The sequence below is a fragment of the Undibacterium sp. Di24W genome (assembly GCF_049340325.1).
Classification (GTDB): Bacteria; Pseudomonadota; Gammaproteobacteria; order Burkholderiales; family Burkholderiaceae_D; genus Undibacterium.
This window is the reverse complement of the sequence record NZ_JBMPOP010000001.1, coordinates 69,798-96,298: the sequence shown is the minus strand read 5'-3', so window position 1 is coordinate 96,298 and position 26,501 is coordinate 69,798. Positions and strand designations below refer to the sequence as shown.

The window sequence follows — 26,501 nt, the reverse complement described above, 5'->3', positions numbered from 1 at the left end:
GTTGGTCTAAGATAATAATCGTTGATGCCCCTGGATATTTTGATCCCAATCACGATAAGACCAACCACAAAAACTTGAGAGACTGATATGGCAAGAGCATCATTTCAATGGGAAGACCCGCTGTTATTGAGTTCGCAACTGAGCGACGACGAGCGCATGGTTCAAGAAGCGGCCCGCGTGTATTGCGAAGAAAAGTTGGCACCGCGAATTTTGGACGCCTTCCGTAATGAACGCACCGATCCAGCGATTTTTCGTGAGATGGGTGAATTGGGCTTGCTCGGCTCTATGATTCCTGCCGAATACGGTGGTGCGGGTTTGAATTATGTTTGTTATGGCTTAGTAGCGCGTGAAGTAGAGCGTATTGATTCTGGCTATCGCTCTATGATGAGTGTGCAGTCTTCGCTGGTGATGGTGCCGATTAACGAATTCGGTAGCGAGGCGCAAAAGCGTAAGTATTTGCCTAAGTTGGCTACTGGTGAATGGATCGGTTGTTTTGGTTTGACGGAGCCCGATCATGGCTCTGATCCCGGCAGTATGGTGACACGCGCTAAAACGGTTGATGGTGGCTACCTGCTGACTGGCGCGAAGATGTGGATTACCAATAGCCCGATCGCTGACGTGTTCGTGGTATGGGCGAAGACCGATGATGGTAGGATTCGGGGCTTTATCTTGGAAAAAGGCTGGGAAGGTTTATCGGCGCCGGCGATTCACGGCAAAGTGGGTTTGCGTGCTTCGGTTACCGGTGAAATCGTGATGGACGCTGTGTTTGTACCAGAAGAAAATTTGATGCCGCATGTGGAGGGTTTAAAAGGACCGTTCACCTGTTTGAATTCTGCTCGCTTCGGTATCGCCTGGGGTGCTTTGGGCGCCGCTGAATTTTGCTGGCATACCGCGCGTCAATATACGATGGATCGCATCCAGTTCGGTCGACCGTTAGCGGCAAATCAATTAGTGCAGAAAAAACTTGCAGATATGCAGACCGAAATTACTTTGGCCTTGCAAGGCTGTTTGCGCCTTGGCCGTATGAAAGATGAAGGCACTGCTGCAGTCGAGATCACGTCCATCATGAAACGTAATTCTTGCGGCAAATCTTTAGATATCGCCAGAACAGCGCGAGATATGTTGGGTGGTAACGGAATTTCGGACGAATTTGGTATTGCGCGTCACTTGGTGAACTTGGAAGTTGTGAATACCTATGAAGGTACGCATGATATTCATGCTTTGATTTTAGGTCGCGCTCAAACGGGGATTGCTGCCTTTTAATTGTTTGCTTGGCTTGACATTTTCAGGTCTGAAAATGCGATAGTTTATAATGGCGGTTTAGAAACCTATGAAAATGGTAGGTTTGATCCTTAAAGTAATTCAGCTAAGGCGAGAGTTCGAAGCTGCCATTCCTGCGTAGGCAGGGATCCAGTGTCTTTCAACTGTTACTCCACTGGATTCTGGCCTATGCCGGAATGATGGTATTAAAGTTTAGCTTGGCTGAACTGCTTGAGGTTCTCTCACTTTTATATTGGAATCGCGCTTGCGATGCCATTTCAGACAATAGAGATACACCGTGACATTTTTACAAAAACTATCCAATGCCTGGACTACCAATAATTCTTTATTATGTGTAGGTCTAGATCCTGATGTGAATAAACTTCCCGCCGAGCTAGCGGGTCAGTCAGATGCAATTTTTACTTTTTGCAAGACGATAGTTGATTCTACTGCTGATTTGGCATGCAGCTTTAAACCTCAGATTGCTTACTTCGCTGCCTTGCGCGCCGAAGATCAGTTGGAAGCGATTTGCCGTTATATCAAAACGACTTATCCGGGTATTCCTATCGTGTTAGATGCTAAACGCGGTGATATTGGCGCAACAGCTGAGCAATATGCACGTGAGGCGTTCGAGCGTTATGACGCCGATGCTGTGACAGTCAATCCTTACATGGGTTTTGATTCGGTTGCGCCTTATTTGGAATGGAAAGATCGTGGCGCAATTGTATTGTGCCGTACCTCAAATGCAGGCGGCTCTGATTTACAATTTTTGGATGTAGGCGGTAAGCCTTTGTATCAACACGTCGCGCAGTTGGTCGCAGATAAATGGAATACCAATGGACAGTGTTCGCTTGTCGTCGGTGCGACCTTTCCAAATGAAATTGCTCAAGTGCGTGCTTTGATCGGTGATATGCCTTTGCTGATTCCAGGCGTGGGAGCACAGGGTGGTGATGTAGAATCTACGGTACGCGCTGGTCGCACTGCAAACGGCACGGGTATGATGATTAATTCTTCACGGGCGATTTTGTATGCCAGGCCAGTAGCTGATGAAATTTATGCTAAGGCGGCACGACGTGTGGCTTTGGAAACGCGGGATGCTATTAATCTGTTCCGTCTACCATCTTAATGTATCAAATACCTTCGTCAAATTTGGTAGGCGTAAATTCATTAAGAATGAAAAATTAAAAAGGCGCGGAGAATAATTTCTTCGCGCCTTTTTAGCTTAGTTTTTCACGAATTTAAATCTCATCGACATAGCGTAGTAATTTATTGAGTGCATGCGCCACGGTTTGCTCCCGCACTGCATGTCGGTCACCCGCAAACACTTTACGCTCAGTATGCGTCACGCCACCAACGCGCCAGCCGAAACATACCGTACCAACGGGTTTTCCCGGTACCGCACCGCCAGGGCCAGCGATGCCGGTAGTGGATAAAGAAACGTGTGCCTCAGAATTTGCCAGCGCACCTTCTGCCATCGCCGCCGCGATCTCTTCGCTGACAGCACCATGCTGCGCAATGAGCGAGGCGGAAATATCTAACATTTCGGTTTTTGCAGAATTGGAGTAACTCACGAAACCGCAATCAAACCATTCGGAAGAACCTGCAATTTCTGTTAAGGCGTAAGCCACACCACCACCTGTGCAAGACTCCGCGACAGAAAGTAATAGCTTTTTAGATCTAAGTGCTTCACCCACTTTTTCCGCTAGTGCTATCATGTCAGTCATGATTTTGTCTCCTTGAATTTAGAACGCCTTTTCGCAGCTATTCTCTGCATGAATACTTTAGCACTTAGCATCTTTGTTTAGGTGATTTATCTAAAGGATTTTTGTCTACCCGAACCTATTGCTTGTTCACCAAATGCGCGAAAAAGCGAACACTAACAAGGCAAAGAAAGCTGCCACGATATCGTCAAACATAACCCCAAACCCCCCCTTAAATTGGCGATCGAAATAGCCAATTGGCGGCGGTTTGACCATGTCAAAAAAACGAAATGCAATGAATGCCCAAAATTGTGTCATGAGTGGTGCAGGTGTGATGAACAGGAGAACCAACCAAAATGCGATGATTTCATCCCACACCATACTACCGTGATCGGCAACGCCTAAATTTTTCCCGGTCACTTCGCAAGCCCATACACCAATGAAATAGCCTATTACAATAATGGCGCCCCAAACCAGGGGAGTGAAAAGAGTGGGCCAGCGTAAGCTCAATACGGCAAAACTCAGCCATGCAAATAAGGTTCCTGCTGTCCCAGGCATGATAGGTGAAAGGCCGCTGCCAAATCCTTGAGACAAAAAATGGGCAGGATGCGCCAGCATAAAGCTGGGACCCGGTTTCAATATTGGATGTGGATTGCTGTCCATGTTGCGTCAAATCCTTAGGGCGAACTGAAATGGTCAAAAGATTTTAGTCGTAGATCGAGCGCTTCGCCGTTTTGATCTAGCACTCGTATGCCAGACTCGACTTCAATTTGACCTACACGCGTTACCGCCGTGTTACTCGAGCGACCCGCCGCCAAAACTTCTTCCCGTTGCACGACAGGTGCGGTGAAACATAATTCATAGTCGTCGCCGCCCGCTAAAGTAAACTCTCGACGCAATTGCACATCTTGAAGTTCCAAAATAGGGCCCGAGGGAAGCATATCTGCGTACAAACTCGCACCAACTTTGGACGCACTTAATATATGCCCGAGATCGCCGATTAGTCCATCGGAGATGTCCAGTGCCGCATGTGCAACCCCACGCAAGGCTATACCCAAAGCGATACGGGCTGTCGGTTGATGCATTCGCGTCGCGGCTTGTTGATGAAATTCTTCACTCAAATTAACTTCTTTCCAATACGCAGCAAGTGCCAGGCGTGCGTCGCCCAAATTACCTGAAATCCAAATATCATCTCCCGCCTTAGCCGCATCTCGACGCAAGGCGGATGCAGGAGGCAATTCACCAAATATGGTGATGCAAATATTGAGAGGACCCTTGGTCGTATCACCGCCAATCAGTCGGCATTGATGAGCATCTGCCAACGTTAATAGACCTTTTGAGAACGCAGCGAGCCAAGTCGGATTCGCTTCAGGCAATGACAGTGCCAGTGTGAATGCAAGTGGTTTGGCCCCCATCGCTGCCAGGTCAGATAGATTGACTGCCAGACACTTATGGCCGAGGTAATAGGGATCTGCATCAGGGAAAAAATGTCTACCAGATACCAGCATGTCACTGGAAATAGCGAGTTGCATGCCAAGACTAGGGTTTAGTAGCGCGCAGTCGTCGCCGATACCCAAAGCAAAGCGCGGATCTGGTGCGTAATCTTGTACGAAATATTGTTTGATGAGATCGAATTCAGAAAGCATCCGACATTGTAACTAAAGCGTTTCAAACTCGGTTAAAAATGTCATCAGGATTTGGCTTCGTGTGCAATCTGTACTTCGCCGAAGGTCAAAAACATACTCACACCCGGTTTAATCTGAACTCTGTAGGCACCTTTAGCTTGATTCAGTCGCATCGTCAGCGCGGTCAATTCCCAAGCGCGATGTTCTGTGCATTTTAGTTTGTTTTTGGTAAGTTCCCTTGCACCTTGTTCCTTGCCAAATTGTTTGACGGTAGTGGCGTTGCGTTGTAGCGCTGGGATTACAGAAGGGTGATCCCATGCCCACAAAAAACTACTATCTTGATGGTGATAAGTACCGACGATTTGCGCAGGTGCCAATGCGAAGGAGCCGTCATCAAAGGTTAAAAGTAGTTGGCCATTTGCTTGATCCAGATGCCAGGACTTTTCTTCACCCAAGCGCCAGTTGGTGTTGTGCAGCATATTGGCAATCTGAGTTTCCTCTACGCTATTGGCGATATAGGCTTCAAAATTTTTCTCGCGTTGAAACAGCTTCACCATCTTTTTTTATCGCTTTCTAGTACACAAAAGTGTCAGTCACTTTTGTGAGCGACACTGGCAATGCATTCTTTTAATGCCATAATTTTTTTCGTCTTGGAAAAATACTGGAAAACATGCAACTAAGCAATTGAAGTTTGGCTGGAGTGCTGTTTTTTGGCTTATATATCAGCTTGTGTAGCATTTTTTACCTCATCATCGTGGACGAAAAAGCAAGGAAAATACTGGGGCAATATGTTCTGTTATTTATTTTTATCAAATGGGTGAGGCACAAGTATGTAAATAATCACAAAAATCCTCATTTCATGCTGAAAAACTAAGTTTTTATCGTTCTAAAATCGTTTTCCTGCTGGGTTTATGCAAAAAAGTAATGGAACTCGTATAAATACGTATGAAGCAAATGTTGCCTGTCTGCTAGAATCATTAGCCCCCCCTGTTTGTTTATATCAGTTTGTATAAAGAAGGAATTGACCCGCATGGATTCGCCAGAACAAAAAGAGTTACTTCGTAAACAATTGCGTCAAGCTGCTTTGGAATATCATGAATTTCCTACCCCAGGCAAAATTAGCGTAACGCCAACTAAACAATTAACCAATCAGCGTGATCTGGCCTTGGCTTATTCGCCTGGTGTGGCATCGCCATGTGAAGAAATTGTGGCGGATCCTGCGGCGGCATTTAAATATACTGCGCGCGGCAATTTGGTGGGTGTGATTACTAACGGTACCGCGGTACTCGGGTTGGGCAATATTGGTCCGCTCGCTTCTAAGCCTGTCATGGAGGGTAAGGGCGTTTTGTTTAAGAAGTTTGCGGGGATTGATGTTTTTGACATAGAAATCAATGAGTCCGATCCGGATAAACTGGTCGATATTATCGCTTCCTTGGAGCCGACTTTTGGCGGGATCAATTTGGAAGACATTAAAGCGCCTGAGTGTTTTTATATTGAGCGAAAATTACGCGACAAGATGAAAATTCCTGTCTTTCACGACGACCAGCACGGCACCGCAATTATCGTGGGCGCTGCGATTTTGAATGGTTTAAAAGTCGTAGGTAAAGGTATCAAGGATTGTAAACTGGTGGTGTCAGGCGCAGGTGCGGCAGCGCTGGCCTGCCTTGATTTGATTGTTGATCTGGGTTTTCCGATCGAGAATATCTTCGTGACCGATTTGGCAGGCGTGGTCTATAAAGGTCGTGCGGAGTTGATGGATCCGGACAAGGAACGTTTTGCGCAAGAAACCACGGCACGTAGCCTGAAAGAAGTGATTGTTGATGCAGATATTTTCTTAGGCTTGTCTGCAGGTGGTGTTTTGAAACAAGATATGGTGAAAGCCATGGCGGCACGGCCTCTGATTCTGGCCTTGGCTAATCCTACGCCAGAAATTTTGCCTGAGGAAGTCAAAGCCGTTCGGGATGATGCTGTGATGGCGACCGGGCGTTCTGATTTTCCAAATCAAGTGAATAATGTACTGTGTTTTCCTTACATTTTCCGCGGCGCTTTAGATTGTGGTGCAACCACCATTACGCGTGAAATGGAAATCGCTGTAGTTCATGCGATTGCCGATCTGGCGCAGGCAGAGCAATCGGATGTGGTTGCTTCTGCTTACGGTATTTCGAACTTGTCGTTTGGCCCTGAATACTTGATCCCTAAACCGTTCGATCCGCGTTTGATGATCAAGATTGCCCCAGCTGTTGCCAAAGCTGCTGAGGATTGTGGCGTGGCCGGTCGTCCAATTCAGGATATGCAGGCGTATAGCGATAAGTTGCAACAATTCGTGTACCACAGCGGTACGTTCATGAAACCACTGTTCCAGATTGCCAAGAAAGCTCCCGATTCACGCAAACGTATCGTTTTCGCTGAAGGCGAGGAAGAGCGCGTATTGCGCGCAGTTCAAGTCGTGGTGGATGAAAAGCTGGCAAAACCGATCTTGGTTGGACGTCCTCATATCTTAGAAAAACGCATAGAAAAATTTGGATTGCGCTTACGTGCGGGTGTTGATTTTGAAGCGATTAATCCAGAGATGGATGCTCGTTATAGAGATTACTGGCAAACCTACCATCAAATGACTTGCCGCCAGGGGATCACTGAGCAATATGCTAAGTTGGAGATGCGTCGTCGTCATACCTTAATTGGCGCGATGATGGTACATAAAGGTGATGCTGATGGAATGATTTGTGGCACCTTTGGTATTGGTAGCTTGCATTTGTTCTACATTAATCAAGTGTTAGGAAAACGTGCTGGGGTAAACGTGTATGCGGCGATGAATGGTCTGGTTTTACCTGATCGTCAATTAGTGCTGGTGGACACGCATATCAATGAAAATCCAACTGCTGAACAAATCGCAGAAATCACGATTTTGGCAGCAGAAGAAATGCGTCGATTCGGACTGCAACCGAAAGCGGCATTGCTGTCACATTCCAATTTTGGCTCCAGTAATAGCGATTCTGCCAAGAAAATGCGTTCGGCTTTAGCGATCGTCCAGCGTGACGCACCAGATTTAGAAATCGATGGCGAAATGCACGGTGATACTGCTTTGGATTCTGATTATCGCCAGAAAATGATGCCTACATCCACATTAAAAGGTGACGCGAATTTATTGGTAATGCCAAATATCGATGCTGCCAATATTGCATATAATTTATTGAAAACAGCCGCAGGTAACAATATTGCGATTGGCCCTATTCTTTTAGGTTGTGCGAAGCCGGTACATATTCTGACTTCATCAGCAACGGTTCGTCGCATTGTTAATATGACAGCACTTTGTGTGGTAGATGCGGTAGCGCAGCGCTAAGTTATTTAGCTCTTCCTTAATGCAAACCGCTGGCCTCGGCCAGCGGTTTTTTTTTGGGGAATTAAATAATGATGCTGAGCATTACGCTTTCAAAAATCATCGATGGGCTTGAGTTAACTTAAGTTGAGGCAATTCGGATGAATGAATATTAAATATATTTACAATACCACTTGGCGGTTGTAGTAAAAGATATCGAAATTATAGAGAGATAATAATGATGGGAAACTTTTTTTGGCAATACCACTTCAGTGTTGTAAAAAAGTTTTGTATGTTATTATTTAAACACTTGTGATAAAAAGTTTCATAGTGAAGATTATTCGGTGCTTTTCCTTCTTTTTTTGTTTAATTTTGAACAATCGGCGCGACCAATACAAAATTTAGTTTTGATAGCTTACTTTGAGTTGTAAAAAAAGCTATTTTCATGACTAAAATTGAATGTTTCCAAGATCATCTTCCTCTGTTCTACTAGCACACGCCACTTGAGATTTGTCAAAAATTCTAGGCGTATTCGACAGTCTCAGAAATAAGAGCGTATTGCCACTTCATTACCAAGAAAATGGAGCAAAACCGGCAATCATAAAATGGGGACTGAAGTCAAAAGCTTTGGTCAATTATGTACTTAGGGAGTTTTTCGACAAAAAAGGTAGAAAAAAATGAAAAAGAGTATCAAGTTACAAGTGATTCGCCCAACATTGTTAGCAGCGATGATCGCAGCCACTTTCAATGCCTCCGCAGCGGATCGCATCGATTTGGGTAAATTTCAAGGACCGCAAAACAAATCTTTTGCAGGTGGATCTTCTCAAGCGTATGAATTTTTAGGCTTGGGCGCATCTGATTTGCGCGCAGTTCGTAGTCAAAATTATGGCAGTAAAGTCGTTACGCGCTACGAGCAGTTACACCAAGGTGTTCCAGTTTGGGGTGAAGCAATCGTCGAGCATAAAGATAGCAGTCAATCTATCGTTGCCACTGAGGCTCGCTCATTCCATGGCGCGATGTTGAACAATTTGACTAATGATATTCCAAGCGCAAAACCATTGTACTCAGAAACTCAAGCTTTGGGTTTGTTGAAGAATGCAAAGCGTCCTGCTAATACAAGCAATGAGCAATCAAAATTGTTTGTCAAATTAGGCGCGAACAATGTCGCTAAGCTGGTTTACTTGACTTCGTATGTGACAATTGCTGCGAACGGTGCTCCAAGTCGTCCGCATGCATTGATTGATGCAAACACTGGCGCGGTGTTGGAACAATGGGAAGGACTAACGCATTTAGACGCTGGTGGCCCTGGCGGTAATCAACGTATTGGTCGCTATACATACGGTGCAGCGGGTAGTGGTTCCACCTATGGTCCATTGAACGTATCGAGCACCTGCCAAATGACTAGTCCAAATGTCGATACATACAACATGAATGGTGCGACTACTGGTTCTGGTACTTTATTCAAATTTACTTGCCCAACAAATACATTTAAAGAAATTAATGGTGCATATTCTCCTTTGAATGATGGCCATTTCTTCGGTAACGTTGTGTTCAATATGTACCAAGATTGGTTAGGCCTACGCCCAATTGCAAGCAAATTGCAAATGCGCATTCATTATGGCACTAACTACGAAAATGCATTCTGGGATGGTACTGCCATGAGTTACGGTGATGGCGGTTCTACCTTCCATCCTTTGGTCTCTTTGGGTGTTACATCGCATGAAGTCAGTCATGGTTTTACAGAGCAGAACTCTGGTTTGGTTTACTCAGGTATGTCCGGTGGTATGAATGAAGCCTTCTCTGATATGGCGGGTGAGGCGGCTGCGTGGTATATGCGTGGTACTGGCACATTCATGGTCGGTGACGACATCAAAAAAGGTTCTGGTGCAATGCGTTACATGTACAACCCAGAATTAGATGGAATCTCTATCGGTCATGCGAGCAAATATACCAGTAGCATGGACGTGCATCACACTAGTGGCGTGTTTAACAAAGCTTTCTATCTGTTAGCAACAAAATCAGGCTGGACAGTACGCAAAGCTTTTGAAGTGATGGCTGATGCTAATCGTTTGTACTGGACTGCAAACAGCACGTTTAACCAAGGTGCATGTGGCGTAGAGAAAGCTGCGATTAACCGCAACTATGCGGTGGCGGATGTCACTGCAGCTTTCGCATCTGTTGGTGTGACTGGTGGTTGTGGTGGTACAACGCCGCCTCCAGGTGGCGGTGTCTTGACGAAAGATGTATCTGTATCCTTCTCTGCAGCGGCAGGTCAAGGTGCTAGTTACACATTCGCAGTACCAACTGGTGCTACGAACTTGACATTTAAAATGTCCGGCGGAACTGGTGATGGCGATTTGTATACTAAATTAGGTTCGGCACCAACTACCACAGCGTATTTGGCAAAATCTGATGGATCTAGCAATGCTGAAACGATTACAATCGCTGCACCAACCGCAGGTACATATTATCTGTTGGCGAATGCGTATGCGACGGTGAACGGTGCGTCAATTGTTGCTAGTTATGATACAGGTACAACACCGCCAACGGGTAATGTATTGGTCAGTGGTGTCGCACAATCAGTGACTTTGGCCGCAAGTGGATCTAAGGTGTTTAACATCACGGTTCCAGCTGGTAAGACGAGTTTGACGTTCACAATGTCTGGCGGTACTGGTGACGGCGATTTGTATGCTCGTATGACGACAGCGCCAACAACTACTAGCTATACGAAGAAATCTGATGGCGCAACCAATACTGAAACTATCACTTTCAGTGCACCTGCAGCTGGTACTTACTACTTGTTAGTCAATGCTTATACTGCGGTTGGTAGTGCAAGTGTAAAAGCAGTTGTTCAGTAATAACGAAGTAATCGCGAAGTATATAAGCAACGATTAATTCGCTAAGTACTTTGTTAAAAGTAGAGGAAATTAGATCGAGTGCTTGGTCCCATTTGATTTAATTTTCTCTATGAAATAAAGAGCCGTCGATTGACGGCTTTTTTCTTTTAGTCCGGCAATGATGCCCTGATATGATTCAAGTATCGTTCCGTCTAGAAAATTAATATCTAGTTAGGGCCTAATCATTCAAAAAATTGATAAGTGCTGAAAATCCATATGGGCTTTGGAATCTATGATTTCAAATAATCTATTGTCGAAATTACTTGTAGTTTTCGTTGTGTTGGTAAAGCGAGATTGGCCCATACCCAATTATGGTGCTCAATAATTGATTTTGCGTTCAAGTGTGTGCGATCTGCTGTCGTGTGTGCGTCACTCAAAGCGATTACATCAAATCCATGTGATAAGGCGGAATGCAAGGTAGTATCCACACAAAACTCCGTTGCCAACCCACAAATGCTAAGCGTTGTGCAAGCCTCTTTGTGTAAAAGCTCAAGTAATCTAGTGCTTTCAAATGAGTCGCAAGCGGTTTTGTTGATGTAGTGATCAGATACATGACGATGAAGCTTGTCATCGATCTGCCAACCATAAGTATTCGACTGAACACTGTCTTGTTCATGTTGGATAAATATAATTGGCTTGGATTGTTGTCTGAAATGGGCAATCAGACGATTAATGCGGTCAATAATTGCATCAAGCTCGTAGCGTGGATGTTCTTCTATCCATGCATTTTGCATGTCGATAATGATGAGTGCTTGCATAGTAAATTTTTAGATTAAATTAAGTTTGCGCGTGCTGTTTATTGATTCTGGAATATTCATCGTTTTCAATATCCGAAATTAGATGAATAATACAGAATCAGAATTGATGCGCGTTTTGTCCTGCGCTGTGAGCGCCCTAACTTATTTGATACGCAACCTCCAAAGTGAAGTAATTTCTGCGGCACGCGCTTGGTATAAGGGGTCACTAGTATCCTTTGATTTTGCATGCTGAGGACGGATATCCATTTTGCCCACGACTTCCAAATTGGCAGCATCTATCCAGCTCCAGAATTCTTGTGAGCTACGTAAGCCCAAATGTTCTGCCAAATCAGACATGATTAACCAAGCTTCGCCACCTGGCTCCAGATGCGCTCCAACGCCACTCAAAAAGCCTCGCAACATACGGCTGTCCGGGTCATACACAGCATATTCAATCGCAGAGTTTGGTCGAGCAGGAATCCATGGTGGATTACACACAATTAACGGCGCGCGCCCACATGGAAACAAGTCGGTTTTGACTAGCTCTACCTGATCTGTAATGCCGAGGCGCCGCAAATTGTCTTCTGCGCAGGCCAACGCGCGTGAATCTTGATCACTTGCCAAGATTTTTTGTACGCCACGTCGAGCCAATAAGGCGGAAATGACGCCCGTACCAGTACCAATATCGAAAGCAAGCGTGGTTGAAGGTAATGGGGCTTTTGCAAGTAACTCAAGGTACTCTCCACGGATCGGTGAAAAAACGCCGTAATAGGGGTAAATTTTGCCACCAATGGCTGGAATTTCTACGCCATTTTTACGCCATTCATGTGCGCCAATGACACCTAACAACTCGCGCAATGAGGTGACAAAAGGCGCTTTGCCCTGACCATATACTTCGGAACAAGCGTGCAGGACATCTGGCGCTCGTCTCAAAGGAATATGGAAATTTTCATCAAAAGAGATCAATAGCATAGCCAATACGCGTGCTCTTTGTGATTGCGCCTGTCTATGGAGATGAAAAGCTTGAGCAGGTGTTGTTTCCGCTTTCGCTGGTTTTTCTTTCTTTTGAGGTTTTTTGTCGATGCGACGCGCTATCGCTTGCAATAAATTTTTCGCATTTTGAAAGTCACCGCGCCACAGCAGCGCCGTTCCTTCGCAAGCGAGGCGGTAGGCGGTTTCTGCATTCATTGTGTCATCGGCAATTTGCACCCGTTTTGGTGCAGCTGTGCCATTTTCGGAATGCCAGTTTGAACTATGTTCAATGTTATTTTCTGTCCAGCGAATGATTGTCGACGGGGCGTTCATGATACTGGCCTTGAATAGTTGGATGTGTCGATCGATCACACGATTGTGTACATATTTTTGCTGAGCTTTAGAAGCTTAGAGAGAAAGAATAAATGCACATTTCGCGAAATCGGTCGAAATCGGAAGTGTAGCAAAGAAAGTGAATATGCAAAGAACTTTGGCTTGAATCGAACTCTCTCTATTTAAGCTTAAATCAGAGCAAATTTGAACAAGCATGCAGAGTGTGAAGAAAATGGGCGCATGGCGCCCATTCCTTGGCTTTACTAGATTAGTTGGAGCGGCTTACTGAATTGATTATGACCGGCGTGGTTGGTACGTCAGAATATCCACTGCGGGTTGTGGTTGGCACCGCCTTTATCTTGTCGACTACATCCATGCCAGAGACGACTTTACCAAAAACTGCATAGCCACCACCGTTAGTATCAAGGAAAACATTGTCAACCACGTTGATAAAAAATTGAGAAGTCGCTGAATCGTAGACACTAGTGCGAGCCATTGCAATCGTGCCACGTAGATTGCTCAGACCGTTATTTACTTCCAATTTAATGGGTGAGTAAGTTGAGGCTTCCACCATATCTTGGTTGAAGCCTCCGCCTTGAATCATAAAATTACTTATGACGCGATGGAAAATCTTGTTTGAGTAGAATCCCACGTCGGTATAACGTAAAAAATTAGCGGCAGTGATAGGCGCTTTTGTTGGGTTAAGTTCCACAATAATTTCGCCCATGGAAGTCTTGATGCTGACCTGAGGTATTGGCGCAGCAACAGTTAAATCAATTGTGTCAGTTACACCAATGTAGTCTCGCGCCGCTTTGATATCAGTGGCCGAGACCAGCTTCGCAATATCCATGCCTTTCTTGATAGAGTCGGCACTAGTGTTGTAGTTTAAACCTTGCTGAATTGCAAAATAGCTGCCAACTGCAATCTTATTATCCAATAAATCTGCAACCCAGCCGTATTGGGTGTTCCCTTTGAATTTGTGGGCAACATCTACGATCGCACTCACTAAATTACCACGTGTTTTGCTTTTATCATTCAACGCAGCTGTCCAATACGCAAGTCCTTCTGCGTCGACTTCACTTCGACCAAGTACATTTAAATAAATTCTTCGGACAAAATCCGCGTTCGACATGGAGTCGCTATAGCCAGTTAAGTCCGAATACACAATTGCAGCTGCATAGAAGTTATTGGCGAGTTCAGAAATGCTCATGCCTGCTTTGATTTTGTCGATCCAAAATGCCATACCGTCAGCATCTGGGACACGATTAAAGAAAGCAATATACAGTTCAGTCAAGCTTTGCAAATCGGCTGCCGATATCGTTTTTGATTTGTCGCCGATGTATAGATTAACGGTGAAGTCACTAAACTTCACACTGGTTTTACTTGACGCTAATGCTGTGGTGCCGCCAACTATGCCTTTATCAACCAAAGAGAAACTATTGCTGGTGCGTTTGATCGCAACGCTATTGCGAGAACCAGACACGGTTACGATATTATCAGCTGGCGCGCTAGCTGGCGGCAAACTAAATGCCACCGTAGGTTGAATCGCGCTATTTGATTGATTGCCACCACAGGCACTCAAGAGCAGACTAGCGCTGAGTAGTAGGTGGGACAAAAGACTTGAAAGGAGGGGATTTTTTTTGAAAGTTTTCATAGCTTAGTATCTAATTTATTATGCTGCTAAAACGAACATTATAGCGATGAATGGCGGAGTATTCTGAGAAAATCAATTCATGAAATGTTCCAAGTTGTAACAGTTACTGAGATTCACATCGAGTGTTAGCAACCCCTAACTACATACCGCCCCAAGCAGCGCTTAATACGCTGATTGCAGTAAGTCCGGCGGTTTCGGTTCTCAGAACCCGTGGCCCCATGCTTAGCACCAACGCACCGTGTTGTAGCGCCAATTTCTCTTCTGTTTCTGAAAAGCCACCTTCTGGCCCTATCATTATGGTGAGTGCTTGTGCTGGATGGTGGCGCGCCCAATCTGCCAGGGATGTCTCGGCGCGTGGTGACAGCAGTACGCGCCGGTGCATATCCTGTTGAGCTAGCCATTTTTGCACGTCCATTAGATCTGCCAGATGTGCAATTCTCTTGCGGCCACATTGTTCGGTGGCCGCTTGAATGACTGCTTGCCAATGGCTCATTTTTTTCTCTGCACGTTCTGCCGTTAATTTCACAACACTGCGCTGTGCGGCCAATGGTTGTATCGTGCTCACGCCCAGCTCTATCGCTTTTTCTATAATCCAATCCATCTTGCTGCCTTCCGGTAGCGCCTGCGCTAAGCTCAGACCGAAGGGTAATTCAACTTCTTCAGGTAGGAAAACTTTCACCTCGGCAGACACATTTTTTTTGCTGATACTCGTTAAACTGGCTAAGTAGCTACCACCCTCACCATTAAATAATTCAATTTGATCACCAACATTAAGGCGCAGTACAAATACATGATGTGCCGTGTTATCCGGTAGATCGAGATGCGCGCCGATGGCGAGCGGGAGAGGGCAAAAAAAACGAGGCATAAGAGGCTTTGCTTACAACTTTATAAAGATGGCGCTATGAAGTGCCATTGCTGATTTGAAGAATAATTCTTTGCTGTGCGTTTATCTGGCGATCAATATGACTGACAGGCTGCATTAAGTATACCCATACCTAAACTGAGTGAGCCCAGAAAAACACCAGAAGCAAGTTTGTTTTCAGGAACATCCTTGATCAAGTCAGGCAAAATCAGGCGCGCCACAAAGAATGCTAATAATTGAATCACCAGCGCAATCGCTCCCCAAATCAACATGTCGGCCAAATCAACACTATGTGCAACGGAGGAGGCGAGGGCAATGCAATAACCTAAAACCGCACCAGATAAACTAGCCGCTGCGGCGGTATTACCTTCACGAATTAAAGCAATTTCTTTGTAAGGCGTGATGCGAATATAGATCGCGATAAAAAGAAACAAAAATGCGAGTGCTGAACCGAAGTGGCTGATGAAAGCGGGGAATCCATAGGCTAAAAATTGTGCGCTCATAGTAATCTTTCAAAAAACGATAAATTTCTGTTGTTAGTACTGATTTGAATTTAGTCCACAAAATAATGGGGCACAAAACGACTGGTATTTTTCGTGATCAATGTTTCGTCTTCACGTATGCCTATACCCGCAGCTTCATCTCCGACTACCCAAGAACCGATCGAGGTATATGCTGGTGTGATGCCATCATCGAATTTCGGTTGTGGCGCATAGGCTTGGTAAATAAAACCTTCGTGACCGTATTCGCCGTCAGTATGTATCACATTGCCGTCGGCATAAATCGAAATGTTTTCACCTTCACGCGACAGTAAAGGTTTTTTGACGAAGTTGCCGCTGATGCGCCAAGCTTCTGTATATGCTGGCAGCAGGTTGGGGTGATCTGGAAATAATTCCCACAAGACTGGCAAGATCGCTTTGTTCGATAAAATCATTTTCCATGCGGGCTCTATGATACGTGCAGGGCGGCTCAGTAAGTGCGATGAAAACTGTTCACGGCATAGCCATTCCCATGGATAGAGCTTAAATAGATTGTCGACTTTGACATCATTGTCATCGACTAATTCCGCATTGGTTTCATCCCATCCCAAATCATTAATCAGAATTTGTTTGGTCGCAAAACCAGCTTGAATCGCCGTGTCACGTAAATAGGAAAGGTTGCCGATGTCTTCTTCACTATCGGCACAAGCAAAGTGCAAGACACCTTTGCTATCAAATTTTTTCCATTGCTCGATTAGCTTTTCGTGCAAAGAATTGAATTGATCGGTGTCAGGAAATACGTCTTGCAGCCAATACCATTGTGCCACCGAGGACTCTACTAAACCTGTCGGCGTGTCGGCGTTATACTCCAACATCTTGGGTGCGCCGATGCCATTCCAACTCAAATCAAAGCGGCCAAACAAAGAGAATTCTTTGTCGCGCCAGCTCTCTTCAACTTGCGACCAAAATGCCTGAGGCACTGCAAATCGTTCGATTTGTCCTTGACGAATTACATGCTCCACTGCTTGCAAGCTCATTTGATGTAGATCGATCGTTGTCTGTTCTAATACATCAATCTGTTGTGCCGTAAATCGATATGCATAGCGTTCGTCCCAGTACAATCCATCAATCGAATGATAGCTGAAACCTAAATCTTCAAATTGTTTTTGCCAGTTTGAACGTGGTGTTAATGATTCACGGATCATCGCGTTTAGCCCCCGGCAGAAAAGCCACGAGAACTCGACCCAAAGCCACCACGGCTAACACTGCGAGTCACGTTGCGACTTACAGCTTTATCGCTTAACTGTGAGCTACTGCCGTTAAATTGGTTTCCCAAAAAACTACGTTGCGCAATGTGGCGTTGTCCTTCGTAGTAGCTTGGTCCCCAGTAGCGACCTGTGTATATATGGCCGCCCGACGTATTGCCAGTATTGGCTATGGCATTGCTATTTGGGGGCGCTGGCTGTGGTTGGCAAGGATCGGTGCTGCCCCAGTCTTCTTTGCAGTCCTCTAAACTTTTGTATTCGTCACGTACGCTGGCGAGATTGGCGTTGGGACCATCATTGCTGCACCCGGTTAAACTGGCAACCGCAGCAGAGGCGACCAACATCAATGGCAAGCTTTGAGAAACGCGGCGTTTGTATTGTGTGCTCATCGGCACTCCTTGTTATTTTCAAAGATTCTATTAAGAATGTGAGTTGCCATTGTAATACTGCGATGCTTGCTTGTAATGGTCTTCGTGCTTTTGTTTTACCGTTGCTGAAGACCTGTTGTTTCTGTGAGTGAAGGCAGTGCACAGTGGCAAGGATTTTTAGCGCATGTTGATAGATGGCGCAAACATGCTTGCATGCACCCCTGCGCTGTAGTATCGCAAGTCGGTTATTTTTTGTTCAAGTAGCCGCTCATTAATTAAGCTAGCTGTTAAATTTGCAGGGCCCCAAATGTTCCTTGCCTGGTCCGATTTTGTCGCAATCGCCATACTCCATAAAGCGCCATATAGAGGAATGAAAACAGCATAGGGATTAACTACATCAAATGTTTTTGTTAAACGTGCCAATGTAGTTTGATAGCGCGCTTGATGGTAAAATTGACTACCTAAATGTAGGACGATAGAACCACCCGTATTTAATCTTGTATAGCAGGCGCGGAAGAATTCTTCGCTCATGCATGACTCTGCTAAATTGCTTCCATTTGGCGCAATTGGATCGGTGAGATCCAATAAAATTAAATCGTAAAATTCACGATCTTTTTCTTGATTCTCTTGGATAAATGCAAAGCCATCGGTGTGAATGATATTGACCTTAGGTGAGTCGAATGCGTTTTGATGAATAGTCGTTAAATGCTGACGCGATAGGGTAATGACTTGTTCATCAATTTCGCATAGTGTGATGTTTTGTATGCTGCGATATTTTAATAGTTCTTCTGTCGAACCACCATCTCCACCGCCGATAATCAGTGCACTTCTTGGATGACCATGCGTGATCGCGGCAGGATGCACTAAAGCTTCATGATAATAAAACTCATCTTTTTCCGACGTCATCATGGCACCATCAATGCGCATGATTTTTCCGAATTCGGGTGTGTCTGCGATTTGTATTAGCTGATATGGGCTTTGAACCTCGGCAAGCATTTCGCTAATTTGTGTTTGCATTGCTGTGTAAGGACTTAAATGCTCTATTGCTGGCGCGACGTCGTTGGATGGCTGCAAACCGCGTTGTAATTCTTGACGCGAAACTTGCTGCGGCTGAAAAACAGCAATCAATCGGTCGACGATGTCACGTGCTTTTGCGCTATTGTTTTTTTCAAAATTGCAGACATAGACATCTAAAGTGACCGCTTGACGTTCCGGCCAAGTGTGAATCGCGACGTGTGATTCAGCCAAGAGTAGGGTGCCAGTTACGCCTGCTGCACTGCCGTCTGGATAAGTAAAGGAATGAAACATTTCACCCACTATCGTCAGACCTGCTTGGTTCGTATGTTGACGAACCAATTCGCTTAAGCGGTTTTTTTCAAATAACAGCGTGGGATCGCATAAGCAATTAAAGCAATCCGCAGTAAGGTGCAAACCTTCCATAAATCCGTCTAAAAATGATGTGAAAGTCGCAATTGTATTCTGTGAGGCGCTGCTCTGGTAAAATAACGCACTTTATGGAATGAAACGATAATGTTGAAGCAATATATTTGCTTGGCACCTAGGGTAGGCCCTGTTTCGTTCTAGTGCTCGATTTTATAAACTTACCTCCTCTGCCGCTATGACATCCACTTTCCAGCCTGAAAATACCTCCAAGATGGCCAATGCGATTCGCGCATTGTCTATGGACGCTGTTCAAAAAGCCAATTCTGGTCATCCAGGAGCTCCTATGGGCATGGCAGAAATCGCGGTGGCCTTGTGGGCAGGTCACTACCGCCATAATCCGACCAATCCAAAATGGGTCAATCGTGATCGTTTCGTTTTGTCGAACGGCCATGGTTCTATGTTGCACTACTCCTTGTTGCATCTGACAGGCTACGATTTGCCTATGTCTGAAATCAGCAATTTCCGTCAATTGCACTCCAAGACAGCTGGCCATCCTGAAGTTCACATCACTCCAGGTGTAGAAACGACGACAGGCCCACTGGGTCAGGGTATTACTAATGCTGTTGGTATGGCATTGGCTGAAAAATTACTTGCTGCAGAATTTAATGTCGATGGCGCGAATATTGTTGATCACCGTACTTATGTTTTCATGGGCGACGGTTGCTTGATGGAAGGTATTTCACACGAGGCTTGTTCTTTAGCTGGAACGTGGAAGTTGAATAAACTGACCGCATTCTGGGACGATAATGGTATCTCGATTGACGGCCATGTTGAAGGCTGGTTCACTGACGATACGCCAGCACGCTTTGAAGCATATGGTTGGAATGTGATTCGTGCTGTCGATGGGCACAACGTCGATGCGGTTAATCAAGCGATCATCGCGGCAAAAGCCTCTGATAAACCAACACTGATTTGCTGCCGCACTGTGATCGGTAAAGGCTCACCGAATATGGAAGGTACGCACAATGTGCATGGTGCTGCATTGGGTGACAAAGAAGTTGCTGCGGTTCGTGCCAATATCGATTGGAATTATCCACCGTTTGAAGTGCCAGCGGATGTGTACAGCGCATGGGATGCTAAAGCTGATGGCGCGAAAGCAGAGGCGGAATGGAATGCAGCATTTGCTGCTTATAGCGCGGCTCAACCAACGAAAGCGGCAGAATTGACGCGTCGTATGAATAATTTGTTGCCAGCTAATTTCGACGAAGTCGTTAAAGCTGCTTTAGCAACAGTAGTCGAGAAAAAAGAAACGATCGCAACGCGTAAAGCGAGTCAAAATGCGATTCAAGCTTTTGCTCCAAGCTTGCCAGAATTCCTCGGGGGTTCTGCCGATTTGACAGGTTCGAATCTGACTAACTGGAAAGAATGCGTAGCTGTACGCGCAAATCAAGCCGGCAATCACATCAATTATGGTGTACGCGAATTCGGTATGAGCGCGATCATGAATGGTATCGCCTTGCATGGTGGTTACTTGCCATTTGGCGCGACTTTCCTGACTTTCTCCGACTACAGCCGCAATGCGATTCGTATGGCAGCGTTGATGAAAATCCGCACACTGTTCGTTTTCACACATGACTCAATCGGCTTGGGTGAAGATGGCCCTACGCATCAATCAGTTGAGCACATCTCCAGCATGCGTTTGATCCCGCACTTGGATAACTGGCGTCCATGCGACACCACAGAATCGACAGTGGCTTGGGCTGAATCAATCAAACGTGCGGATGGCCCTTCGACTTTGATTTTCTCCCGTCAAAACTTGCCGTTCCAAGAACGTACTGCGCAACAAGTAGCAGATATCGCTCGCGGTGGCTATATTTTGCAAGACGCAGCGGATGCGAAAGTGGTGTTGATTGCGACCGGTTCTGAAATTGAACTTGCTGTGAAATCTGCTGCGGAATTGGCCGCGCAAGGTATTTGGGCGCGCGTGGTGTCTATGCCTTCAACCGATGTATTTGATCGTCAAGATAAAGCTTATCAGTTGAGCGTATTGGGTAAAGGTTTGCCACGTGTGGCGATCGAAGCTGGCGTTACGGCATTCTGGCATAAATATGTAGGCTTAGAAGGCGCTGTGGTCGGTATCGATACTTTCGGTGAATCTGCTCCAGCAGGTGTTTTGTTTAAATACTTTGGCTTCACGGTAGAGAACGTGGTGGCGAAAGTTAAATCGGTTTTGGCTTAAGTCAGTTTATTTTGACCACGCTCAAGTGATCCAGACTCAATATGAATAAAATCAAGGAAATCCAATTACGTCGTGCCACAGTCGCCGATGCGGAAGCGATAGCAGCAATACGCATCGAAGGCTGGCGCACGACTTATCGCGGCATGATCCCTGATAGCTATTTGGCTGAGATGGACATGAACCAAAACGTACTGCATTGGCGTACGATATTGCAGGCATTACCTGTGAAAGAAGACAGCTTGTGCGTGTATGTCGCAGTCAGTGAAAATGAAATTGTTGGTTTTGTTTCGGCGATGAAATTGCCTGAATCTAAATTGGATAAGGATGGCGAAATTAATGCCATTTATATTCGCCCACAATGGCAACGCTGTGGCATAGGCAAACGTATGTTACACAAAGCGGCTCGTTCGCTACAAGCGATGGGCTGCACCAGTTGTGTGATCTGGGTCATTGATGGCAATGCACAGGCGCGCAATTTTTACGAAGAACTCGGTGGAGAGATCCTCATCGAGCAAGATTTTAGCTGGGATGGATTAGATCTGACTGAAGTCGGTTACGGTTGGAGTGATTTGAATGTAATGATGGCATCGGCGGATGCAATGCCGTTCCCGCGCGCTATGCAATAGCGGTTTATATAAACCCCATATTCGGGCGCATCGCGTTGTAGGCGCTGAAACCGCGTTCCTCGCAATATTGACATATTGCTCCGGAGGGCTGGAAACTCGGCCTAGCGCGCAGCATCCCGACTAAGAGGTTTCTACAAACTTTGTTCAAAGTGTAGATTTAAGATTTTTTTGTGTTTTATTTTTTGTTGCTGTTTGTCTTTTTGGAGATTGAACCATGACGATTCGCGTCGCAATTAACGGCTATGGCCGTATCGGTCGTAACATCCTTCGTGCACATTACGAAGGTGGTAAGTTTAAAAATGAAATTCAAATCGTTGCAATTAACGATTTGGGTAACGCAGAATCTAACGCGCATTTGACACGTTACGATACAGCCCACGGTAAGTTCCCAGGCACAGTCACGGTCGAAGGCGATACGATGATCGTCAATGGCGACAAGATCAAAGTATTTGCGGAACGCAATCCAGCGAATATCCCTTGGGGTGAATTGAACGTCGATGTGGTGTTGGAATGCACAGGTTTCTTCACGACGAAAGAAAAAGCATCTGCACACATCACTGGTGGCGCAAAGAAAGTCATCATCTCAGCACCAGGCGGTAAAGACGTTGATGCAACGATTGTTTATGGCGTGAACCACGGCGTATTGAAAGCAACGGATACCGTTATTTCTAACGCTTCTTGCACAACGAATTGCTTAGCACCTTTGGCAAAGCCATTGAATGACGCGATCGGTATCGAAAGTGGTTTGATGACAACGATCCATGCGTACACGAATGATCAAGTGTTGACCGACGTGATGCATGAAGACTTGCGTCGCGCACGTTCTGCAACGATGAGCATGATCCCGACGAAAACTGGCGCGGCTGCTGCAGTTGGCTTGGTATTGCCAGAGTTGAACGGTAAATTAGATGGTTACGCAATGCGCGTGCCAACCATCAATGTTTCTGTGGTTGATCTGACTTTCATCGCGAAGCGCGATACGACTGTTGATGAAATCAACAAAGTATTGAAAGAAGCATCTGAAGGTGCTTTGAAAGGTATTTTGGATTACAACACTGCACCCTTGGTGTCAGTTGATTTCAACCACAATCCAGCATCTTCCACATACGATGAAACATTGACGAAAGTCAATGGTCGTTTGGTGAAAGTATCTAGCTGGTACGATAACGAGTGGGGTTTCTCCAACCGTATGTTGGATACCACCGTTGCATTGATGCACGCTAAGTAAGCTGAGCGACATCGACACTAGTTCGAAGTGGTTTTTAAGCTAGTTTGAAGCTAGTGAGGCGAAATAAACAAAAGCCCCGAACTTTCGGGGCTTTTGTGTGTCTTACCGTAGTGCTGTTTATTCTGGAGATCTGTCATGAACTTTAATTTACGCAAATTAATTGCTGATAATAAGACTTTTTTACTCTTTGTCGCTGGCATGATTTTGATGCGTAGTGCCTTAGCGGATTGGTACGTGGTGCCTTCAAGTTCTATGTATCCGCATTTGTTAGAGGGCGATAGAGTGATCGCAAATCGAGTTGCTTATGACATTAAACTTCCATTTACCGACGTGATATTGAAACAAGTTGGTGATCCTCAGCGTGGCGATATTGTGACTTTCAGTTCGCCTGCAGATGGCGTGCGTTTGATTAAGCGCGTGATTGGCCTGCCAGGTGATGTAGTAGAAATGCGCGATCAAAAATTGATTATTAACGGGCAATTAGCGGATTATGCGGAAGTCGCTGAGCCTGATCCAGCACATCTCACGCCAAAGCGCGAATACCCAAATCAGCAGTTGATGTACAGCGAAAAACTCGGTAGTTTGCAACATAATATTTTGGTTATGCCTGAGCGTCCGGCATTGCGGTCTTTTGATCCGGTGACTGTGCCTGTAGGGCATTACATGATGTTAGGCGATAACCGTGACAATAGTAATGACTCTCGTTTTTATGGTTTGGTTAAACGAGAATTGATTACAGGACGCGTTAATCGTTTGATGTTTTCACTCGATTACGACAATTATTATTTGCCGCGGGTGGAACGCTTTGGTGCCAAATTAACGCAATCAGCACAGTAAGTTGGCTTAGATCTGGCTATTATTAAGGTTCTAAACGATGTTTTTTTATTTCGCCGTTTTAGGTACATAGCCAAGTGCCGCTGAAATCTGTTCAGCGGTACTAATCAAATCGCCCAACCAGGCTTCCTGTAAACGATCCGCTGGCGCAGAAATCGACAACCCCGCTATCATTTTGCCGCTGTCATCGTGTATGCCTGCCGCCATACAACGTACACCTAGTTCTAATTCTTCATTGTCGCGTGCATAGCCATTGCTGCGTACCCCTGCTAACTCACGTTCCAGTTTGGCGACATCAGTAATTGAATTCTTATTGTGTCCTGCTAGACCAGTGCGCGTGATATATGCGCGTAAGGCTTTGGGTTCATCAATAGATAAGAAGATTTTGCCTGTAGACGTTAAATGCAAGGGCGCACGGCCGCCAATCGCACGTACGACTTGCATGCCAGAGCGCTCTGAAAATGCGCGGTCAATGTACACAATCTCGTCACCCTGACGTACCGATAAGTTAATGGTTTGATTCGTGATGCGATGTAGATTACGCATAAATTCCAATGCCGCTTCACGTACATCAAGACGGCTTTTAACGATATTGCCCAATTCGAGCAAACGCATGCCAAGTCGATAGGTGCCAGTGTCGGCACGATCCACAAAGCGGGTAATACATAAATCATTCAAGATCCGGTGTGCAGTCGAGGGATGTAAGCCAGTTACACTAGCTAACTCTTTGAGGCTTACAGGATCGTGATAGCGAGACAGCGCATCTAACAAAGAGACCATGCGCTCGATGACTTGTATCGATGTTTTTTCAGCAGAATTAGACGCGTCGTTTTTCATAATGTGAATGGTGCATTGCAATAAATCTCTTTATACCATGATGTGAAATGACTGTGTTGAACTAATGATTCTATTTTTAGCTTTGTAGCAAGTTTTTGGATATGTATAAGTAGTATTCGTGTTGAATAGAGCGAATCTATTATTAAGTAGCCTTAATCTGTGTCTATTTAGATTATGAACTTTTGAAAACTCGTCTCGCTTGATGTAATTTGTTGGCGTGTTGGTGTTGCTTCGGTGTACTATGAAGCAAGAGAATTCAGATATTTTTAGCATAGTCTTGCTGCATACTGACTTCTACTCAGCTTCGCATTGGTGTCATATTTTCTGTTTCATTTTTTAGGGAAATGCGGTCTATGTCGAATACTTTGCCAGCATCGTCAAAACTCGCACCATGGAAAATTCTATTGGTCGATGATGAGCCTGATATCCATGATGTGACTAAGCTGACGTTACACCGCTTCGAATTAGACGGTCGTCGGCTACAATTTTTTGATGCATATAGTGGGCCAGAAGCGAAAGAAATCCTGAGCCGTGAACCTGACATCGCGCTGGTGTTTCTTGATGTTGTGATGGAGGCCGAAAATAGCGGATTAGAAGTCGCACGTTGGATGCGCCAAGATTTAAAAAATCAATTTACTCGTATTGTTTTGCGAACTGGCCAACCAGGCCAGGCACCGGAAGAAAGCGTTATCGTTGATTATGATATCAATGATTACAAAGAAAAAACGGAACTCGATCGTACCAAATTATTCACGACTACCTTTGCAGCCTTACGAGCGTATCGCGACATCTATACGGTAGAAGAAGCGCGACGTTTTCAAGTGACCTACCGCGAAGGTTTAGAGCGCGTTATTGAAGCCTCGGCGCATATTTATCAACAGCGAAATATGCATGATTTTGCGAATGGGCTGTTACAGCAAGTTGTGGCCTTGTTGCGCTTAGAAAAAAGTATGCTGTTGCGACTTCGTGGAGCTAGCGGTGTTTCAGGCGAAAATTCCTATGAAGTGCTGGCCAAAATCGGCAATTTTGACGACGATCACCAATTGTTTAATCAAGAATTACTTGAGCACTTACAGCAAGTGACGATAAATCGTATTTCACGTTTGTCCGGCGATACTTATGTCGGTTATTTCCCTAACGAGAGTGGCAAAGCCTCGCTGTTGGTGTTGAAAGGTGTAGAAAGTGTCAGCGAAATTGATGCTAAATTGTTAGAGGTTTTCTCTTCCGGCGTTGCGATTGCATTCGACAATATCTTACTCAATCAAGAAATCAGCGATACCCAAGGCGAACTGATTATGCGGCTCGGTGATGTCGTAGAATCGCGTTCTTCAGAAGCAGGGAATCATGTGCGGCGGATGGCGGAGGTGTGCTATTTGATTGCGATTGCCTCTGGTATGGATTCAGATGAAGCCGCGATATTAAAGCAAGCAGCGCCGATGCACGACATAGGGAAAATCGCTACGCCTGATGCGGTTTTACTTAAGCCTGGCAAATTAAATGAAGGCGAGTGGGATATTATGAAGATGCATCCAGAAGTCGGTATGTCGATTTTGGATGGATCACATCGACCTATCTTGCGCGCTGCATCCATCATTGCGCATCAACATCATGAAAAATTTGATGGCTCTGGATATCCGCAAGGCCTAGTGGGTACCGAGATTCATATCTATGCACGCATCGTTGCTGTGGCCGATGTATTTGACGCTTTGATGCATGCGCGTGTCTATAAATTAGCTTGGCCAGTAGAACAGGTGATCGCTCATTTAAAAAGCGTGAGTGGTAGTCATCTCGATCCTCAATTTGTCGAGCTCTTGATACAGAATGTTGATAAAGCGGTAGATATTAATCATCGCTATCCGGACTAAACTAGGAATTGAGTTTTGCTT

General features: G+C 45.3%; 22 protein-coding genes and 1 pseudogene. 9 read left to right on the top strand and 14 right to left on the bottom strand.

Annotated elements, in window-relative coordinates; translation table 11 throughout:
- Nucleotides 1-87 precede the first annotated feature (87 nt).
- The gene (locus tag ACO0KZ_RS00375) at nt 88-1,263 is read left to right on the top strand and encodes an acyl-CoA dehydrogenase (RefSeq protein WP_422991604.1); all 1,176 of its coding nucleotides are present in this window, start codon (nt 88-90) and stop codon (nt 1,261-1,263) included.
- Nucleotides 1,264-1,558: 295 nt separating this feature from the next.
- A complete protein-coding gene (gene pyrF, locus ACO0KZ_RS00370; RefSeq protein ID WP_422991602.1) occupies nt 1,559-2,386 on the top strand; it encodes an orotidine-5'-phosphate decarboxylase in 828 nt (275 codons plus the stop codon).
- A gap of 112 nt (nt 2,387-2,498) precedes the next feature.
- Here the strand turns inward: pyrF and ACO0KZ_RS00365 are convergent, their stop codons facing one another.
- The 4 genes from ACO0KZ_RS00365 to ACO0KZ_RS00350 form a co-directional block, all read right to left on the bottom strand.
- Complete coding sequence (locus ACO0KZ_RS00365; protein WP_422991600.1) at nt 2,499-2,984, bottom strand: CinA family protein; 486 nt, start codon at nt 2,982-2,984, stop codon at nt 2,499-2,501.
- A 126-nt stretch (nt 2,985-3,110) separates the two neighbouring features.
- Entirely contained in the window at nt 3,111-3,623 is a 513-nt protein-coding gene (locus ACO0KZ_RS00360; protein ID WP_422991598.1) for a phosphatidylglycerophosphatase A, read from the bottom strand.
- 14 nt (nt 3,624-3,637) lie between these two features.
- Nucleotides 3,638-4,606 (bottom strand): thiamine-phosphate kinase, encoded by a 969-nt coding sequence (gene thiL / locus ACO0KZ_RS00355; RefSeq protein WP_422991596.1) that lies wholly within the window; start codon nt 4,604-4,606, stop codon nt 3,638-3,640.
- Between the two features lie 44 nt (nt 4,607-4,650).
- A complete protein-coding gene (locus ACO0KZ_RS00350; protein ID WP_422991594.1) occupies nt 4,651-5,142 on the bottom strand; it encodes a DUF6882 domain-containing protein in 492 nt (163 codons plus the stop codon).
- 473 nt (nt 5,143-5,615) lie between these two features.
- Here ACO0KZ_RS00350 and ACO0KZ_RS00345 point away from each other — a divergent pair, with 473 nt between their 5' ends.
- Complete coding sequence (locus ACO0KZ_RS00345; protein ID WP_422991592.1) at nt 5,616-7,925, top strand: NADP-dependent malic enzyme; 2,310 nt, start codon at nt 5,616-5,618, stop codon at nt 7,923-7,925.
- A gap of 653 nt (nt 7,926-8,578) precedes the next feature.
- The gene (locus tag ACO0KZ_RS00340; RefSeq protein WP_422991591.1) at nt 8,579-10,759 is read left to right on the top strand and encodes a M4 family metallopeptidase; all 2,181 of its coding nucleotides are present in this window, start codon (nt 8,579-8,581) and stop codon (nt 10,757-10,759) included.
- A 269-nt stretch (nt 10,760-11,028) separates the two neighbouring features.
- Here the strand turns inward: ACO0KZ_RS00340 and ACO0KZ_RS00335 are convergent, their stop codons facing one another.
- From ACO0KZ_RS00335 to speE, 9 genes and pseudogenes are all read right to left on the bottom strand, one after another.
- A complete protein-coding gene (locus ACO0KZ_RS00335) occupies nt 11,029-11,556 on the bottom strand; it encodes an isochorismatase family protein (protein WP_422991589.1) in 528 nt (175 codons plus the stop codon).
- 141 nt (nt 11,557-11,697) lie between these two features.
- Complete coding sequence (locus tag ACO0KZ_RS00330) at nt 11,698-12,840, bottom strand: methyltransferase (protein WP_422991587.1); 1,143 nt, start codon at nt 12,838-12,840, stop codon at nt 11,698-11,700.
- Between the two features lie 268 nt (nt 12,841-13,108).
- Complete coding sequence (locus tag ACO0KZ_RS00325) at nt 13,109-13,690, bottom strand: peptidylprolyl isomerase (RefSeq protein WP_422992745.1); 582 nt, start codon at nt 13,688-13,690, stop codon at nt 13,109-13,111.
- A gap of 153 nt (nt 13,691-13,843) precedes the next feature.
- A pseudogene (locus tag ACO0KZ_RS00320) lies at nt 13,844-14,494 on the bottom strand (DUF4214 domain-containing protein); the annotation flags it as partial.
- Between the two features lie 139 nt (nt 14,495-14,633).
- On the bottom strand, nt 14,634-15,359 hold the full coding sequence (locus ACO0KZ_RS00315; protein WP_422991585.1) for a 16S rRNA (uracil(1498)-N(3))-methyltransferase: 726 nt from the start codon (nt 15,357-15,359) through the stop codon (nt 14,634-14,636).
- A gap of 92 nt (nt 15,360-15,451) precedes the next feature.
- Complete coding sequence (locus tag ACO0KZ_RS00310; protein ID WP_422991583.1) at nt 15,452-15,859, bottom strand: DUF350 domain-containing protein; 408 nt, start codon at nt 15,857-15,859, stop codon at nt 15,452-15,454.
- Nucleotides 15,860-15,909: 50 nt separating this feature from the next.
- Complete coding sequence (locus ACO0KZ_RS00305) at nt 15,910-17,040, bottom strand: glutathionylspermidine synthase family protein (protein ID WP_422991581.1); 1,131 nt, start codon at nt 17,038-17,040, stop codon at nt 15,910-15,912.
- A gap of 5 nt (nt 17,041-17,045) precedes the next feature.
- Nucleotides 17,046-17,489 carry a hypothetical protein gene (locus tag ACO0KZ_RS00300; protein WP_422991579.1) on the bottom strand — a complete coding sequence of 148 codons (444 nt, stop codon included), beginning with the start codon at nt 17,487-17,489 and terminating at the stop codon, nt 17,046-17,048.
- Nucleotides 17,490-17,645: 156 nt separating this feature from the next.
- Entirely contained in the window at nt 17,646-18,908 is a 1,263-nt protein-coding gene (gene speE / locus ACO0KZ_RS00295) for a polyamine aminopropyltransferase (RefSeq protein ID WP_422991577.1), read from the bottom strand.
- Nucleotides 18,909-19,086: 178 nt separating this feature from the next.
- Here speE and tkt point away from each other — a divergent pair, with 178 nt between their 5' ends.
- The 4 genes from tkt to lepB all read left to right on the top strand — a co-directional run bounded on the left by tkt (nt 19,087) and on the right by lepB (nt 23,781).
- Nucleotides 19,087-21,090 (top strand): transketolase, encoded by a 2,004-nt coding sequence (gene tkt, locus ACO0KZ_RS00290; RefSeq protein ID WP_422991575.1) that lies wholly within the window; start codon nt 19,087-19,089, stop codon nt 21,088-21,090.
- A 41-nt stretch (nt 21,091-21,131) separates the two neighbouring features.
- Nucleotides 21,132-21,716, top strand: coding sequence for a GNAT family N-acetyltransferase (locus tag ACO0KZ_RS00285; RefSeq protein ID WP_422991573.1), 585 nt, complete (start codon nt 21,132-21,134; stop codon nt 21,714-21,716).
- Between the two features lie 214 nt (nt 21,717-21,930).
- On the top strand, nt 21,931-22,944 hold the full coding sequence (gap, locus tag ACO0KZ_RS00280) for a type I glyceraldehyde-3-phosphate dehydrogenase (RefSeq protein ID WP_422991571.1): 1,014 nt from the start codon (nt 21,931-21,933) through the stop codon (nt 22,942-22,944).
- Nucleotides 22,945-23,079: 135 nt separating this feature from the next.
- Nucleotides 23,080-23,781: a signal peptidase I gene (gene lepB, locus ACO0KZ_RS00275; protein ID WP_422991569.1), complete on the top strand. Its 702-nt coding sequence runs from the start codon at nt 23,080-23,082 to the stop codon at nt 23,779-23,781.
- Between the two features lie 45 nt (nt 23,782-23,826).
- On the opposite strand, the gene ACO0KZ_RS00270 is transcribed toward lepB, so the two are convergent.
- A complete protein-coding gene (locus tag ACO0KZ_RS00270) occupies nt 23,827-24,615 on the bottom strand; it encodes an IclR family transcriptional regulator (RefSeq protein WP_422991567.1) in 789 nt (262 codons plus the stop codon).
- A 353-nt stretch (nt 24,616-24,968) separates the two neighbouring features.
- Here ACO0KZ_RS00270 and ACO0KZ_RS00265 point away from each other — a divergent pair, with 353 nt between their 5' ends.
- Complete coding sequence (locus ACO0KZ_RS00265; protein WP_422991565.1) at nt 24,969-26,480, top strand: DUF3369 domain-containing protein; 1,512 nt, start codon at nt 24,969-24,971, stop codon at nt 26,478-26,480.
- Nucleotides 26,481-26,501 lie beyond the last annotated feature (21 nt).

Coding starts and splice junctions, on each gene's coding strand:
- ACO0KZ_RS00375 (WP_422991604.1), top strand. CDS start 88: ATGGCAAGAGCATCATTTCAATGGGAAGACCCGCTGTTATTGAGTTCG.
- ACO0KZ_RS00365 (WP_422991600.1), bottom strand. CDS start 2,984: ATGACTGACATGATAGCACTAGCGGAAAAAGTGGGTGAAGCACTTAGA.
- ACO0KZ_RS00360 (WP_422991598.1), bottom strand. CDS start 3,623: ATGGACAGCAATCCACATCCAATATTGAAACCGGGTCCCAGCTTTATG.
- thiL (WP_422991596.1), bottom strand. CDS start 4,606: ATGCTTTCTGAATTCGATCTCATCAAACAATATTTCGTACAAGATTAC.
- ACO0KZ_RS00350 (WP_422991594.1), bottom strand. CDS start 5,142: ATGGTGAAGCTGTTTCAACGCGAGAAAAATTTTGAAGCCTATATCGCC.
- ACO0KZ_RS00345 (WP_422991592.1), top strand. CDS start 5,616: ATGGATTCGCCAGAACAAAAAGAGTTACTTCGTAAACAATTGCGTCAA.
- ACO0KZ_RS00340 (WP_422991591.1), top strand. CDS start 8,579: ATGAAAAAGAGTATCAAGTTACAAGTGATTCGCCCAACATTGTTAGCA.
- ACO0KZ_RS00335 (WP_422991589.1), bottom strand. CDS start 11,556: ATGCAAGCACTCATCATTATCGACATGCAAAATGCATGGATAGAAGAA.
- ACO0KZ_RS00330 (WP_422991587.1), bottom strand. CDS start 12,840: ATGAACGCCCCGTCGACAATCATTCGCTGGACAGAAAATAACATTGAA.
- ACO0KZ_RS00325 (WP_422992745.1), bottom strand. CDS start 13,690: ATGGATATTGCGAAGCTGGTCTCGGCCACTGATATCAAAGCGGCGCGA.
- ACO0KZ_RS00315 (WP_422991585.1), bottom strand. CDS start 15,359: ATGCCTCGTTTTTTTTGCCCTCTCCCGCTCGCCATCGGCGCGCATCTC.
- ACO0KZ_RS00310 (WP_422991583.1), bottom strand. CDS start 15,859: ATGAGCGCACAATTTTTAGCCTATGGATTCCCCGCTTTCATCAGCCAC.
- ACO0KZ_RS00305 (WP_422991581.1), bottom strand. CDS start 17,040: ATGATCCGTGAATCATTAACACCACGTTCAAACTGGCAAAAACAATTT.
- ACO0KZ_RS00300 (WP_422991579.1), bottom strand. CDS start 17,489: ATGAGCACACAATACAAACGCCGCGTTTCTCAAAGCTTGCCATTGATG.
- speE (WP_422991577.1), bottom strand. CDS start 18,908: ATGGAAGGTTTGCACCTTACTGCGGATTGCTTTAATTGCTTATGCGAT.
- tkt (WP_422991575.1), top strand. CDS start 19,087: ATGACATCCACTTTCCAGCCTGAAAATACCTCCAAGATGGCCAATGCG.
- ACO0KZ_RS00285 (WP_422991573.1), top strand. CDS start 21,132: ATGAATAAAATCAAGGAAATCCAATTACGTCGTGCCACAGTCGCCGAT.
- gap (WP_422991571.1), top strand. CDS start 21,931: ATGACGATTCGCGTCGCAATTAACGGCTATGGCCGTATCGGTCGTAAC.
- lepB (WP_422991569.1), top strand. CDS start 23,080: ATGAACTTTAATTTACGCAAATTAATTGCTGATAATAAGACTTTTTTA.
- ACO0KZ_RS00270 (WP_422991567.1), bottom strand. CDS start 24,615: ATGAAAAACGACGCGTCTAATTCTGCTGAAAAAACATCGATACAAGTC.
- ACO0KZ_RS00265 (WP_422991565.1), top strand. CDS start 24,969: ATGTCGAATACTTTGCCAGCATCGTCAAAACTCGCACCATGGAAAATT.